The 13508-nt window shown below is 61.9% G+C and carries 15 protein-coding genes; 8 read left to right on the top strand and 7 right to left on the bottom strand.

The features are described 5' to 3' along the window. The first annotated feature begins 1 nt into the window (after position 1). The 8 genes from A462_RS11900 to A462_RS11935 all read left to right on the top strand — a co-directional run bounded on the left by A462_RS11900 (position 2) and on the right by A462_RS11935 (position 8306). Positions 2–388 carry a Zn-ribbon domain-containing OB-fold protein gene (locus A462_RS11900; protein WP_008436507.1) on the top strand — a complete coding sequence of 129 codons (387 nt, stop codon included), beginning with the start codon at positions 2–4 and terminating at the stop codon, positions 386–388. Between the two features lie 124 nt (positions 389–512). Then, positions 513–1157, top strand: coding sequence for an NAD(P)H-dependent oxidoreductase (locus A462_RS11905; protein WP_008436506.1), 645 nt, complete (start codon positions 513–515; stop codon positions 1155–1157). Beyond that, the gene (locus A462_RS11910; RefSeq protein ID WP_008436505.1) at positions 1096–1488 is read left to right on the top strand and encodes a MerR family transcriptional regulator; all 393 of its coding nucleotides are present in this window, start codon (positions 1096–1098) and stop codon (positions 1486–1488) included. The genes A462_RS11905 and A462_RS11910 overlap by 62 nt, the downstream gene beginning before the upstream one ends. 416 nt (positions 1489–1904) lie before the next feature. Beyond that, positions 1905–3044: a Fic family protein gene (locus A462_RS11915; RefSeq protein WP_083853226.1), complete on the top strand. Its 1140-nt coding sequence runs from the start codon at positions 1905–1907 to the stop codon at positions 3042–3044. 88 nt (positions 3045–3132) lie between these two features. Further along, positions 3133–3375 (top strand): exodeoxyribonuclease VII small subunit, encoded by a 243-nt coding sequence (locus tag A462_RS11920; protein ID WP_003209964.1) that lies wholly within the window; start codon positions 3133–3135, stop codon positions 3373–3375. Next, positions 3372–4259: a (2E,6E)-farnesyl diphosphate synthase gene (gene ispA, locus A462_RS11925; protein ID WP_008436503.1), complete on the top strand. Its 888-nt coding sequence runs from the start codon at positions 3372–3374 to the stop codon at positions 4257–4259. The genes A462_RS11920 and ispA overlap by 4 nt, the downstream gene beginning before the upstream one ends. Positions 4260–4369: 110 nt before the next feature. Beyond that, entirely contained in the window at positions 4370–6268 is a 1899-nt protein-coding gene (dxs, locus tag A462_RS11930; RefSeq protein WP_008436502.1) for a 1-deoxy-D-xylulose-5-phosphate synthase, read from the top strand. Between the two features lie 142 nt (positions 6269–6410). Beyond that, positions 6411–8306 carry a TonB-dependent receptor domain-containing protein gene (locus tag A462_RS11935; protein WP_008436501.1) on the top strand — a complete coding sequence of 632 codons (1896 nt, stop codon included), beginning with the start codon at positions 6411–6413 and terminating at the stop codon, positions 8304–8306. A gap of 107 nt (positions 8307–8413) precedes the next feature. Here A462_RS11935 and A462_RS11940 read toward each other — a convergent pair whose 3' ends face one another. The 7 genes from A462_RS11940 to ribBA form a co-directional block, all read right to left on the bottom strand. Continuing rightward, positions 8414–9211, bottom strand: coding sequence for a cobalamin-binding protein (locus A462_RS11940; protein WP_008436500.1), 798 nt, complete (start codon positions 9209–9211; stop codon positions 8414–8416). After that, on the bottom strand, positions 9211–9630 hold the full coding sequence (locus A462_RS11945; RefSeq protein ID WP_008436498.1) for a nuclear FMR1 interacting 1 family protein: 420 nt from the start codon (positions 9628–9630) through the stop codon (positions 9211–9213). The genes A462_RS11940 and A462_RS11945 overlap by 1 nt, the downstream gene beginning before the upstream one ends. After that, on the bottom strand, positions 9627–10244 hold the full coding sequence (gene ribA, locus A462_RS11950; protein WP_003209983.1) for a GTP cyclohydrolase II: 618 nt from the start codon (positions 10242–10244) through the stop codon (positions 9627–9629). Before ribA ends, A462_RS11945 begins: the two co-directional genes overlap by 4 nt. Before the next feature lie 128 nt (positions 10245–10372). Continuing rightward, complete coding sequence (thiL, locus tag A462_RS11955) at positions 10373–11326, bottom strand: thiamine-phosphate kinase (RefSeq protein ID WP_008436495.1); 954 nt, start codon at positions 11324–11326, stop codon at positions 10373–10375. Between the two features lie 18 nt (positions 11327–11344). Then, the gene (nusB, locus tag A462_RS11960; RefSeq protein ID WP_003209985.1) at positions 11345–11845 is read right to left on the bottom strand and encodes a transcription antitermination factor NusB; all 501 of its coding nucleotides are present in this window, start codon (positions 11843–11845) and stop codon (positions 11345–11347) included. Then, the gene (gene ribH, locus A462_RS11965; RefSeq protein ID WP_003209986.1) at positions 11842–12318 is read right to left on the bottom strand and encodes a 6,7-dimethyl-8-ribityllumazine synthase; all 477 of its coding nucleotides are present in this window, start codon (positions 12316–12318) and stop codon (positions 11842–11844) included. Before ribH ends, nusB begins: the two co-directional genes overlap by 4 nt. Before the next feature lie 90 nt (positions 12319–12408). Beyond that, positions 12409–13500 carry a bifunctional 3,4-dihydroxy-2-butanone-4-phosphate synthase/GTP cyclohydrolase II gene (ribBA, locus tag A462_RS11970; RefSeq protein WP_003209987.1) on the bottom strand — a complete coding sequence of 364 codons (1092 nt, stop codon included), beginning with the start codon at positions 13498–13500 and terminating at the stop codon, positions 12409–12411. Positions 13501–13508 lie beyond the last annotated feature (8 nt).

Below are 13508 nucleotides of genomic sequence, written 5' to 3'. Positions count from 1 at the left end.
CATGCACCTCAAACCACCTCAAATTACCCCGGAAAGCGCGCCGTTCTGGGACGCCGCCAATCAAGGAAAACTGCTGCTGCGCCGCTGCCTCGATACCGGCAAGCCTTACTACTACCCGCGTGATCACAGCCCGTTTACCGGCTCGACGTCCACCGACTGGATCGTCGCCAGCGGCGACGCGACGCTGTATAGCTTCAGTTACAGTCGGCGAGAAGGCCACGTTCACTGCATTGCCTACGTGACCCTGAACGAGGGCCCTACGATTTTGTCGGCAATAGACTGCGAGGACCCACAACAACTGCGCATTGGCCAGCGACTCAAGGTCGCCTTCTACACCTGCGAGACAGGACAAAATGTACCGATCTTCCTGCCGGTCGGCAGCGTTTAACTATCACGGGCAGGACTAGGTCAGCCAGATCGCCGACCCTTGCCCGTACCGTAGAGTAAGCGCTTGACTCTCCCCCTAAGGTCACACCTCACCCTGAAACCCCAGTTTTCAGGACCGCACCACCATGAGCCAACGCATCCTGGTCATCCTCGGCCACCCTTCCAGCACCAGCTTCTGCTCGGCCCTCACCGACACCTACATCACCAGCGCCAAAAACGCCGGCCACGAAGTACGCATCCTGCGTCTGGGTGAACTGGCTTTCGACCCCATCCTCCACAACGGCTACAACCAGGCCCAGCCCCTGGAACCCGACCTGCTCAACGCTCAATCCGACATCCTGTGGGCCAATCACCTGACGTTTGTTTTCCCCGTCTGGTGGGGTGGCATCCCGGCCTTGATGAAAGGTTTTATCGACCGAATTTTCCTATCCGGTTTCGCCTTCAAATACCGCAAGGGAAAGGCCTTCCCCGACAAACTCCTGAAGGGCAGAACCGCGCACTTGCTGGTGACCCTGGACACACCGCCGTGGTATTACAGGTGGTTCTACCGCATGCCCGCGCTGCACCAGATGCGCAAGACAACACTGGCGTTTTGTGGCATTCAGCCGATCAAGACGTTGCTGTTCGGGCCGGTGTTGGGCTCTACGCCAGCACAGCGGGAACAGTGGCTGAAACAGGCCGGAGCACTCTTTGGGAAAAGGACTTTTCATGTACATCGGCAAAGCCGCGCAACTGTCGGGCACAACCATCAAAGCGATTCGTCACTATGAAGCCATCGGCCTGTTGCCGCCGCAGCAGCGGGAAGGTCGTTATCGCATTTACTCCACGCAAAGTGTGGAGCTGCTGACGTTCATCAAGTGCGCTCAGCAGTTGGGTTTCAAGCTCAAGGAGTTGCAGGCAATTCTGGGTGGGCATCACGGTGATGGGCTGCCCTGGGGCCTGGCGGACAAGGCGATCGCCAACAAGAAGCAGGAGTTGGTGCGGCAGATCGAGGCATTGCAGAAGATGCATGGAGGACTGGTCGAGTTTGAGGCCAGTCTCAAGGATGCTCAGGGCCAATGCACCGCACCACTGAAAACGCCACTGCCGTCAATGAGCTGAACCGCTGTTTTACGTAGTACCGGGCAGCGGCTCGGAACAGAAAAAGCTTCGCAAGTAATGGAGTGGTTTCCGGCCGCACTGGGAAAGGTCCACTTCGAGCGCGATTGGCAATGGCGTGCTGGCGGGAAGTTGGACGGCGATTACCGGCGTGTGGGACGCCATCAAGCAAGCGCAGGAGATCTTCAAGGACGCCGGCAAGCTGTTTGAAAGCCTGGGGGCGACAGCCAGCGAATCGATGGAGCTGGCGAGTACTGCGCCAAAGGTTATGGAACAGGCGATCCTGCTGGCCAGTGATGAGGCGGCGCTGTACCTGATGTGCGCATCTGACTGGACAGTGAGCCGAATAGCTCACACAATCGGCTCACCAAATGAGCCGAATAAGCCTTCTATTCGGCTCATATACCGAGCATGCCTCTATGGATCACCCGAACTGGATCTGGCAACAACCGGACTGGCCGCACTTTCACTGGCAACCAGAGCGCCTTGCAGCGTTGTTGCGAGAGTGCACGCAGGCGCAAGGAAAGTTGCTGGGCATGCTCGGTTCGGTCAGCCAGGCCCAGAGCTCAGAGAATGAACTGGATGCGTTGCTGCAAAACATTCTGACCTCCTCGGCAATCGAGGGTGAGCAACTGAATGTGGGTTCCGTACGTTCCTCTTTGGCCCGACGCCTGGGCCTGGAGCAATTGCAAGACGGCTCAGTGAGCCGACGCAGCGAGGGTCTGGCTGACTTGATGCTGGACGCCACGCAACAGTTTGCTCAACCGTTTACCCTCACCCGTCTATTTAACTGGCATCGGTGGTTGTTTCCCGCCGAGGAGGCCCGCTTTTCCACCCACGGCTTGAACGTAGGCGCGTTAAGGGGGGATGAGCCTATGCAGGTTGTGTCGGGACGACTGGACCGACCCACTGTGCATTTCGAGGCCCCACCCTGCCAAGGACTGGAGCAGTCGCTGGACGATTTCATCGAATGGTTTGAAGCCAGCCGGAATCATGCGGCCCTTGACCCATTGCTCCGCGCAGGCCTGGCGCATTTCTGGTTCGTCACCCTGCACCCCTTCGATGATGGCAACGGTCGTCTGACGCGGGCTATTACTGACCTCGCGCTTGCCCAGGCGGAGAACCAGGCGATCCGCTTCTACGCCATGTCGGCAAGCATCCTTGAAGACCGGGCAGGCTATTACCGTGCACTGGAAACCAGTCAAAAAGCCACGCTGGATGTCACCGCTTGGCTAGAGTGGTTCCTGCAAACCCTGCTTCGTAGCCTGCAGCAGGCGATGGCGCGGATCGACCGGGTGCTGGGTAAAACTCGCTTCTGGCAACGGCATCGAGACAACGTACTCAGCGCCGAGCAGACAAAAGTCTTGAATCGCTTGCTCGACGGCGGCGAGAAGGGCTTTGAGCACGGGATCAGCGCGGCCCAATATCAAGCGGTGGCCAAAGTGTCCAAGGCAACGGCGACCCGACATCTGGCCGATCTTCTGGAAAAAAACTGCCTGGTTCGGCTACCCGGCGGCGGCCGCAGCACCCGCTATCAAATCAACACCCAAGGCGATTGATTTACAAGGCAAATCCCCCCACTCATTTGCCCCAATCCCCCATGTCTGCTAGTGTCGCGCCGGTTTACCGTCTACCGGAATAGCCGCCATGGCCCGCAAAAAAGTTGCACTCGATTTCGAACAATCCCTCGCCGACCTGCAAACCCTGGTCGAGCGTATGGAGAACGGCGAGTTGTCGCTGGAAGACTCGTTGACCGCATTCGAGCAAGGCATCGGACTGACCCGCGACTGCCAGAGCGCCCTGGCGCAGGCGGAGCAGAAGGTCCAGGTGTTGCTGGAACGCGATGGGGAGTTGGCCGAAGAACCTTTCGATGCGGAACAGCCTGAATGATCGACGCTTATCAGGCCGGCAGCCAGGCCCGGGTCAATGCTGCGCTGGATCCGCTGTTTGTCGCGCCCAGCCCTGAGCTGAACCGCCTGTATGAGGCCATGCGCTACAGCGTGATGAACGGTGGCAAGCGCGTTCGCCCGTTGCTCGCCTATGCGGCCTGTGAAGCCCTCGGCGCTCAGGCGGAGGAAGCAAACGGCGCCGCCTGTGCGGTGGAGTTGATCCACGCTTACTCCCTGGTACACGACGATTTGCCGGCAATGGACGACGACGATCTGCGTCGCGGCCAACCCACTACCCATAAAGCCTTTGATGAAGCCTGCGCGATTCTCGCCGGTGACGGCCTGCAAAGCCTGGCGTTCAGCGCCCTGCTGGACCCGCGCCTGAGCAGCGTCAACGCCGAGATCCGTCTGCGCATGGTCACCGCGCTGGCGCTGGCCGCAGGGCCTGCCGGCATGGTCGGCGGCCAGGCGATTGACCTGGGCTCGGTCGGTTTGAAGCTCGATCAACAAGCCCTGGAATACATGCACCGCCACAAGACCGGCGCGCTGATCGAGGCCGCCGTGCACCTCGGCGCCCTGGCCAGTGGCCGTGCCGAAGCGGCGCAACTGGCGGCGCTGCAAACCTACGCGCGGGCCATCGGCCTGGCGTTCCAGGTGCAGGACGATATTCTCGACGTTGAAAGCGATACCGCGACCCTCGGCAAGCGCCAGGGTGCTGATATCGCACGGGACAAGCCGACTTATCCTTCGCTTCTCGGGCTGGAAGCCGCCAAGGCGTACGCCCTGGAGCTGCGGGACCAGGCCCTGGATGCCCTGCGACCTTTCGACGCGGCTGCCGAGCCACTGCGTGACCTGGCGCGGTATATCGTCGAACGTCGCCACTGACAACAGCGGCCTTTTCCACCGCATATCAGCCAAGTTCGGCGCTCTGCGTGGGCAGTTTGCGATGCTTGAGGTAAACTGCCGCCTCTTCTATACCTATAACGATTCGCCTGATGCCCACGACGTTTCAAGAGATTCCCCGCAAGCGCCCGGCCACGCCCCTGCTGGACCGTGCCAACACGCCAGCCGGCCTGCGCCGCCTGGGTGAAGCCGAGCTGGAAACCCTGGCCGATGAGTTGCGCCTGGAATTGCTCTACACGGTCGGCCAGACCGGTGGGCATTTCGGTGCCGGCCTGGGCGTCATCGAGCTGACCATTGCGCTGCATTACGTATTCGACACTCCGGACGACCGGCTGGTGTGGGACGTGGGTCATCAGGCCTATCCGCACAAGATTCTCACCGGACGCCGCGAGCGCATGGCCACACTGCGCCAGAAGGATGGCATCGCCGCCTTCCCGCGCCGCTCCGAGAGCGAGTACGACACCTTTGGCGTCGGCCACTCCAGCACCTCTATCAGTGCAGCGCTGGGCATGGCGATTGCCGCCCGCCTGCAAAACAGCGATCGCAAGGCGATTGCGGTGATCGGTGATGGCGCGTTGACCGCCGGCATGGCCTTCGAGGCGCTGAACCACGCGCCGGAAGTGGACGCCAACATGCTGGTGATCCTCAACGACAACGACATGTCGATCTCGCGCAATGTCGGTGGCCTGTCGAATTACCTGGCAAAAATCCTCTCCAGCCGCACTTACGCAAGCATGCGTGAAGGCAGCAAGAAGGTGCTCTCGCGTCTGCCCGGCGCGTGGGAAATTGCCCGTCGTACCGAAGAATATGCCAAGGGGATGCTGGTTCCCGGCACCCTGTTCGAAGAGTTGGGCTGGAACTACATCGGCCCGATCGACGGCCATGACCTGCCAACCCTGATCGCCACCCTGCGCAACATGCGTGACCTTAAAGGCCCGCAGTTCCTGCATATCGTGACCAAGAAAGGCAAAGGCTTCGCCCCGGCGGAAGTCGACCCGATTGGTTACCACGCGATCACCAAGCTGGAACCGCTGAACGCCCCGGCCGCCGCGCCGAAGAAGCCCAGCGGGCCAAAGTATTCCGGTGTGTTCGGCGAATGGCTGTGTGACATGGCCGCCGCCGACCCGCGCCTGGTGGGCATCACCCCGGCGATGAAGGAAGGTTCCGACCTGGTGGCGTTCAGCGAGCGTTTCCCGCTGCGCTATTTCGACGTGGCCATCGCCGAGCAACACGCGGTGACCTTCGCCGCGGGCATGGCCTGTGAAGGCGCCAAGCCGGTAGTCGCGATCTACTCTACGTTCCTGCAGCGCGGTTATGACCAGTTGATTCATGACGTCGCGGTGCAGAACCTCGACGTGCTGTTCGCCATCGACCGTGCGGGCCTGGTGGGCGAAGACGGCCCGACCCATGCCGGCAGCTTCGACCTCTCGTACCTGCGCTGCATCCCCGGCATGCTGGTGATGACCCCGAGCGACGAGAACGAACTGCGCAAGATGCTCAGCACCGGCCACCTGTACAACGGCCCGGCGGCTGTGCGCTATCCGCGTGGGAATGGTCCGAATGCGGTGATCGAAAAGGACCTTGAGCCTATCGAAATCGGCAAGGGTATCGTCCGCCGCCAGGGCAGCGGGGTTGCCTTGCTGGTGTTCGGCGTGCAATTGGCTGAAGCCTTGAAAGTGGCCGAGAAGATCGACGCCACGGTGGTAGACATGCGTTTCGTCAAGCCACTGGACGAGGCCTTGGTGCGCGAGATCGCCGGCAGCCATGAGCTGCTGGTGACCATCGAAGAAAACGCCATCATGGGCGGCGCCGGTGCGGCAGTCAGTGAGTTCCTGGCACGGGAGAATATCCTCAAGTCGGTGCTGCACCTGGGCTTGCCGGATGTGTATGTCGAGCATGCCAAGCCGGCGCAGATGCTGGCCGAGTGCGGGCTGGATGAATCCGGGATTGAAGCTTCGGTTCGTCAGCGCATGGCCCTGCTGGGCCTGTAGAAACGCGATTAAAAATGTGGGAGCGGGCTTGCTCGCGAAAGCGCTGGGTCAGTCGACAGATGCATTGACTGACACTGCGCCTTCGCGAGCAAGCCCGCTCCCACATTTGTTTTATGCCAACTTCAAATGCTACGGACAGCCCATGAACCGCCTTCGCCTCGCCCTGCCCCTTCTGTTACTGCCCGCCACCGACCTGCTCGCCGACAGTTTCGAACGCGACCAAGCCCTCAAGCTGCCCGACATGGTGATCAGCGCCAACCGCCAGGTCCAGGCGCGCAACGACAGCAGCGCCGCCAACACCGTCTTCACCCGCGACGACATCGACCGCCTGCAACCCACCAGCGTGACCGACTTGCTCAGCCGCGTGCCCGGGGTGCAGGTTTCACAGGCCGGTGGCCGTGGCAGTCTGGCAAGCGTCTACATTCGTGGCACCAAGTCGGCCCAGAGCCTGGTGTTGGTCGACGGCCAGCGCATCGGCAACTCGACTTCCGGCGACAGCAACCTGCAGCACCTGAACATCCAGCAGATCGAACGCGTGGAAGTCCTGCGTGGTTCGCGCTCGGTGATCTACGGCAGCGATGCGATTGGCGGGGTGATCCAGATTTTCACCCGGCGTGGTAACGAGTCCGGCCTGCAACCCCGCCTGCATGTGGGATTTGGCAGCAACCAGACGTGGGAACGCAGCCTGGGCTTGTCCGGCGGCGATGCGCAAACTCGCTTCAACCTCGGCGCCAGCCTGGATGACACGGCCGGAATCAATCGCACGTACGACTCCTATCCCAGCGACCGTGACCATGACGCCTATCGCAACCAGGCCATCAGTTTCAGCCTGAGCCATGCCTTCAACGATGACCTCGAAGCGGGTGTGAACGTGCTGGATAACCGCGGCAAAAGCGAATTCGACAACCCGTTCGGTCGCTTCGATTCGACCACCTTCCAAAGCTTCCAGCAAAAGCCCTACACCCACTTCACCGTGAGCAGTGTCAGCACCTATGTTGACGCGCGTATCAATGACACGTGGAAGTCCCGGCTGGAAGCGGGCCACAGCGAAAACCGCGAAGAAACCCGGGACAAGCTCAGCACCGAACGCAGCGTGTTCAACACTTACCGCAACTCACTGAACTGGCAGAACGACCTGACCCTCAATGAGCAGAACAGCCTGATACTGGGCGGCGACTGGTACGAGGACCAGGTCAACAGCAGCACAGCGTTCGCCGAAGACAGTCGCTGGAATCGAGCGGCGTTTATCCAGCACCGTTTTCAAGCCCAGTCCTTTTCCACTGAACTGGGCCTGCGTCGCGACGATAACCAACAGTTCGGCGGCCACAATAGTTGGAGCGGCACCTTCACCCTGCCGCTGAACCCGGACAATGATCTGTTGCTGAGCTACAGCGAAGGCTTCCGCGCGCCTACGTTCAACGACCTCTACTACCCGGACGAATTCGGCTTCAAAAACAGCAACCCGAACCTCAAGCCCGAGACATCGAAAAGCTACGAAGTGCAATGGCGCAGCCAGCTCAGCGACAGCAGCCGACTGGAAGCCTCGCTGTACCGCACCGATATTCAGGATGCGATCGTGTTTGCCAGCAACGGCCCGCAAAACGTCAGCGCCGCACGCATCAACGGCTTCGAGGCGGCGCTCAAGCAAGAACTGTTCGGCTGGCAAAGCAGCCTCGCCGTTGCATTGATCGACCCACGCGACCGCGACACCGGGCGCACACTGGCGCGTCGAGCCCGGCGCACCCTGAGCCTGGACCTGGATCGCCAATTCGATCAATTCGGCGTCGGCGCCAGCTGGCAAGCGGTCAGCAGCAGCTACGACGATGCGGCGAACCAGCAACGCCTGGGCGGGTATGGCTTGCTCGGGCTACGGGGCAGTTGGGCGGTGAACCATGAAGTCACGCTGGAAATGAAGCTCGATAACCTGCTGAACAAGGACTACAGCCGGGCGCTGTATCAGTATCAAGGCCAGCAATATGGCTATCGGGAAGAAGGCCGGGCACTGATGGTCGGGGTGACCTGGACGCCGGAACTCTAAGTCGTCTGCACCGGCCTCATCGCGGGCAAGCCCGGCTCCCACAGGGGACCGTGCTTATCCAGACGACTCGGTCAAATGTGGGAGCTGGCGTGCCTGCGATAGCGGTCTCACAGCCCCGGAGCAAGAACCTGACACAACCGCGCCACCGCCTGCAGCATCTGCCCGCTGGGCCGTTCCAGGCCCTTGTCAGGCACCACCAGCAAACGCCCGCCAGCCACCGCCGCCACCTGGGGCCAGGCTTTCCAGGCATCCAGCTGCGCTTGATCGCCCGCCAGAATCACCTCGGGATTACGCTGCAACACCGACTCAATGCTGACCTGCGGTGCCGGTAATTTCAGGTCATCGAACACATTGCGCGCGCCGCACACACTCAGCGCATCGCTGATGATCTGCCCGCCACCCACGGTGTACAGCGGCTGGTTCCACACCTGATAAAACACCCGCAACGGCTCGGCCCGCTGATAGCGCGAGCGCAATTCGACCAAGCGCTGACGCAACTGCGCGGCCAATTGCCGGCCGGCGTCATCCCGCCCGAGTTGCCGGGCAATGGTTTCGACCTGTGAGGTGAGTTGTTCGAGACTGTGGGGTTCGGCGACAAATACCGGGATGTTCAGGCGTTGCAGCTGTTCACGCTGGCCCGGGCCGACGCTGCCGGGCCAAAGCAGGATCAGCTCGGGCTTGAGGCTGAGCAGCCGCTCCATGTCCAACTGCCCGTAGTTGCCCACAGACGGCACGTTCGCCAACGCCTGTGGCCGCTCGCCGCCATCCAGCACGCCCACCAGCAAATCGGCGGCGCCCAGTTCAACGACGATTTCAGACAACGAAGGCGCAAGGCTGACCACCCGCTCGACCGCCGCAGCCTGGGCCGCGACAACCAGCAGCCACACCGCCAGCCAGACGCGCATCAACCCAACTGGCGCGGGATGCGGTAGAGGTAGAACAGCACCAGGGTCGACAGTGCCAACAGAAACAGCGGCACCGCTTCCAGCCCGACAAACACTGCCAGCGCGCCGACCCAGGCCGGCAGTGCAGCCACCAGCAACGCCACACGACGGCGGGCCGCGAGGGTGATCCAGGCAGCCGGCTCTTCAGGGGTATCGAGGGCTTTGCCGGTGGCGATCAGCGCGTGTTTATAGCCGTGGAAGTAACGCAGGCTGACAAACATCGAGGCTACGCCGGCGATAAAAAACGGCATCGCCAGCACCGGCAGCAAGGGCTCGGCCTTGCCAAACACGAGGTTGATCACAAACAACGGCGCCAGCGCCAACGCCAGGTATTGCCACCAGTTAAACGACAGCCGCCGCTTGACCTGGCCGCGCGTCACGCCCGATCGGCCTCGCCCTGGTGCTCGTTGCCCATCATGTGGTCGAGCTTGCTGGCCTTGGTGGCCAGGTAGAGCTTGTTGTGCGGGTTGTGGCCGGTGTGCAGCGGCACGCGCTCGGCGACGGTGATGCCCATGTCGGTCAAGGCTTTGACCTTGCGCGGGTTGTTGGTCATCAGGCGCAGGGATTTGACGCCCAGGTGCTGGAGCATCGGCAGGCAGATCCCATAGTCGCGCTGGTCAGCGGCAAAACCGAGGCGCTCGTTGGCTTCCACAGTGTCGGCGCCGCCATCTTGCAGCTCATAGGCGCGGATCTTGTTCAGCAGGCCAATGCCACGGCCTTCCTGACGCAGGTACAGCAACACGCCACGGCCTTCGCGGGCGATGGCCTGCAGGGCGGCTTCCAGTTGCGAGCCGCAGTCACAGCGCTGGCTGAACAGCGCATCGCCGGTCAGGCACTCGGAGTGCACGCGACCGAGGACCGGGGCACCGTCCGCCACGTCACCGAGGCTGAGAACAACGTGTTCGCGCCCGGTGGCTTCTTCAAGAAAGCCATTCATGGTGAACGTGGCAAAAGGGGTTGGCAGCTTGGAAGCGGCGACGAAAACGACGGGCACCTTGTGCTCCTGATTTCAGATTTCACAGGGGAGGGATTGTAACAGTAGGTTCCTACAGACGCTTAAGCTGAATTATCGCTGATAAAGATCAATAGGTTCGATTGGCCTTCAGCTTGGTTCTATGCCTTTCAGAAATGTTGATAGCCACGAATGGCCGGCGTGACGTCCTGGCCAGACGCATCCAGCAGGGTAACGCCCTGCCCCGCCTCGACCCGGCCGATTACATGGACCGGTACACCGGCGGCCAACAGCGGCGCCAGTTCGGCGGGCGGCAAGGTGAACGCCAGTACGTAGTCGTCCCCCCCGCTCAACGCGGCCACCCGGGCATCCGCCTCACCGACGAACGCCAGCAAGGCGGCGGACAACGGCAGTTTTTGCTGCTCGATCAACAAGCTGACAGCCGACGCCTTGGCGATATGCCCGCAATCAGCTAAAAGGCCGTCGGAAATATCCATGGCAGACGTGGCCTTGCCCCGCAACGCCAAGCCCAGCGCCAACTGCGGTTGCGGCGACCAGTAATGGGCCAGCAGCGGCTCGGCGATAGCCGCCTCCGCCGTGCGCTGCCCCAGGACCAGCGGCAAGGCGCCCGCTGCGTTACCCAGCTCACCGCCCACACACAGCAAGTCGCCGGGCCGCGCGCCGCTGCGGGTCAAGGCCTGGCCCGCCGGCACCCGGCCAAACACGGTCATGGTCAGGCTCAGCGGCCCACGGGTGGTGTCGCCACCTACCAGAACCACGCCACAAACCTGCGCCATGGCGTTCAAGCCCTGGGCATAGCGTTGTAGCCAATCGGCATCAACCGTCGGGGTGGTGAGGGCAAGGGTAAACGCGAGGGGATTGGCGCCCATGGCCGCCAGATCGCTGACTGCTACGGCCAGCGAGCGCTGGCCGAGCAGAAACGGATCGCAGGGGTCGGCAAAATGCACGCCGGCCACCAGGGTATCGGTAGAAATCGCCAGCTGTTCCCCGGGAGGAACAGCCAGCAAGGCGCAGTCGTCGCCAATCCCCAGCGCAATGCCTTCGCCGCCCTGCGCACAGGGCGCGGCGGCGAAGTAGTTGCGGATCAGCTCAAACTCGCCCATTGCGTCAGCAAGCGCCAGTTAGCGCTTGTACGCCTTCACTTCGGCTTCACGCAGGCGCGGGGCCAGCTTGTCGAGCACGCCGTTGACGAACTTGTGACCGTCGGTGGAACCGTAGACTTTCGCCAGTTCGATCCCTTCGTTGATCACAACGCGGTAAGGCACGTCGACGCGCTTGAGCAGTTCCCAGGTGGACAGGCGCAGTACGGCCAGTTCAACCGGGTCCAGCTCTTCGATCGCCAGGTCCAGGCACGGCGTCAGTGCAGCGTCGATCTCCGCCAGGTTGGCCGGAACACCGTGCAGGATGTCGTGGAAGTAGCTGGCATCGGCCGCGCTGAAATCGTTGTCGACGCGAAACTGCGCCTCGATTTCGTTCAGCGAGGTTTTCGCCATGTGGCGCTGGTACAAAGCCTGGGTCGCGAGCTGGCGGGCCGAACGACGCTTTTCGCTTTTCGATGGCTTGCCGGCGTCTGCCGGGCGCGGGTCCTGGGGGTTGAACTGATCGCTGTCGTCGCTAATCACTTGGCCTCCAACTGCGCCAGCAGGCTGACCATTTCCAGGGCGGACAGGGCAGCTTCAGCACCTTTGTTGCCGGCCTTGGTGCCGGAACGCTCGATGGCTTGTTCGATGGAATCAACGGTCAGCACGCCAAAGGCGACCGGCACGCCGAACTCCATGGACACCTGGGCCAGGCCCTTGGTGCATTCGCCAGCCACGTATTCGAAGTGCGGAGTGCCGCCACGAATGACCGCGCCCAGGGCGATGATCGCCGCGTATTCACCCTGCTGTGCAACTTTCTGCGCAACCAGTGGAATTTCGAAGGCGCCAGGAGCGCGGATGATAGTGATGTCGCTTTCGCTCACACCGTGGCGAACCAGGGCATCCACGGCACCGCTTACCAGGCTTTCAACCACGAAGCTGTTGAAGCGGCCAACCACCAGGGCATAGCGGCCTTTGGGGGCGATGAAGGTACCTTCGATGGTCTTCAGGGTCATTCGACAAATCTCTTAAAGAGCCGGGACGCGCTTAGTGCGCGCCCCTCAGTGATATTTGAACCGCGAACAAGGGGCAAACAACGCCGGCCTTTATTCGGAGGGCACGTATTCTACTACTTCCAGGTCGAAACCGGATATGGCATTAAATTTCATTGGCGCACTCATCAGGCGCATTTTGCGCACGCCCAGGTCCCGCAGGATCTGCGAACCGGCCCCGACGATGCTGTAGGTGGTCGGTTTTTTCACCGGCGCGTGGTCGGCGGTTTCGCGGATATGCGCCAGCAGCACGTCGCCATCCAGCGGATGGCCCAGCAGCAATACAACACCGCTGCCGGCCTCGGACACCGCGGACATCGCGGCCCGCAGGCTCCAGCGCCCCGGCTGCTTGACCATCAGCAGGTCCCGCAGCGGGTCCATGTTGTGCACCCGCACCAGGGTCGGCTCTTCAGCGCAGATGGTGCCCAGGGTCAGGGCCATGTGCACGTCGCCTTCCACGGAATCGCGATAGGTCACCAGGTTGAACTGGCCCAGTTCGCTGTCCAGCGGCTGCTCGGCAATCCGCTGAACGGTACGTTCGTGGATCATCCGGTAGTGGATCAGGTCGGCAATGGTGCCGATCTTGATGTTGTGCAGCGCGGCAAATTCTTCCAGCTCGGCGCGACGGGACATGGTGCCGTCGTCGTTCATCACTTCGCAGATCACACCGCTCGGCTCGAAACCGGCCATGCGCGCCAGGTCGCAGGCCGCTTCGGTGTGGCCGGCGCGAGCCAGGGTGCCACCCGGCTGGGCCATCAGCGGGAAGATGTGGCCAGGGCTGACGATATCTTCGGCCTTGGCGTCTTTCGCGGCAGCGGCTTGTACGGTGCGGGCGCGGTCAGCAGCGGAGATACCGGTGGTGACACCGGTAGTGGCTTCGATGGACACGGTGAACTTGGTGCCAAACCCGGAACCATTGCGCGGCGCCATCAACGGCAGCTTCAACAACTCGCAGCGCTCGCGGCTCATCGGCATGCAGATCAGGCCACGGGCGTGCTTGGCCATGAAGTTGATGTGTTCCGGCTGGCAGCACTCGGCGGCCATGATCAGGTCGCCTTCGTTCTCGCGGTCTTCGTCATCCATGAGGATGACCATCTTGCCTTGGCGGATGTCTTCAACCAGTTCTTCGATGCTGTTGAGCGCCACGCGGCACC

It is taken from the genome of Pseudomonas sp. Ag1, assembly GCF_000278565.1.
Taxonomy (GTDB): domain Bacteria; phylum Pseudomonadota; class Gammaproteobacteria; order Pseudomonadales; family Pseudomonadaceae; genus Aquipseudomonas.
The sequence above is the reverse complement of the archived record's forward strand: the minus strand, read 5'-3'. Positions and strand labels throughout refer to the sequence as shown.

Coding starts and splice junctions, on each gene's coding strand:
- ispA (WP_008436503.1), top strand. CDS start 3,372: ATGATCGACGCTTATCAGGCCGGCAGCCAGGCCCGGGTCAATGCTGCG.
- A462_RS11905 (WP_008436506.1), top strand. CDS start 513: ATGAGCCAACGCATCCTGGTCATCCTCGGCCACCCTTCCAGCACCAGC.
- A462_RS11940 (WP_008436500.1), bottom strand. CDS start 9,211: ATGCGCGTCTGGCTGGCGGTGTGGCTGCTGGTTGTCGCGGCCCAGGCT.
- ribH (WP_003209986.1), bottom strand. CDS start 12,318: ATGACCCTGAAGACCATCGAAGGTACCTTCATCGCCCCCAAAGGCCGC.
- A462_RS11935 (WP_008436501.1), top strand. CDS start 6,411: ATGAACCGCCTTCGCCTCGCCCTGCCCCTTCTGTTACTGCCCGCCACC.
- A462_RS11900 (WP_008436507.1), top strand. CDS start 2: ATGCACCTCAAACCACCTCAAATTACCCCGGAAAGCGCGCCGTTCTGG.
- thiL (WP_008436495.1), bottom strand. CDS start 11,326: ATGGGCGAGTTTGAGCTGATCCGCAACTACTTCGCCGCCGCGCCCTGT.
- A462_RS11915 (WP_083853226.1), top strand. CDS start 1,905: ATGGATCACCCGAACTGGATCTGGCAACAACCGGACTGGCCGCACTTT.
- A462_RS11920 (WP_003209964.1), top strand. CDS start 3,133: ATGGCCCGCAAAAAAGTTGCACTCGATTTCGAACAATCCCTCGCCGAC.
- A462_RS11910 (WP_008436505.1), top strand. CDS start 1,096: ATGTACATCGGCAAAGCCGCGCAACTGTCGGGCACAACCATCAAAGCG.
- dxs (WP_008436502.1), top strand. CDS start 4,370: ATGCCCACGACGTTTCAAGAGATTCCCCGCAAGCGCCCGGCCACGCCC.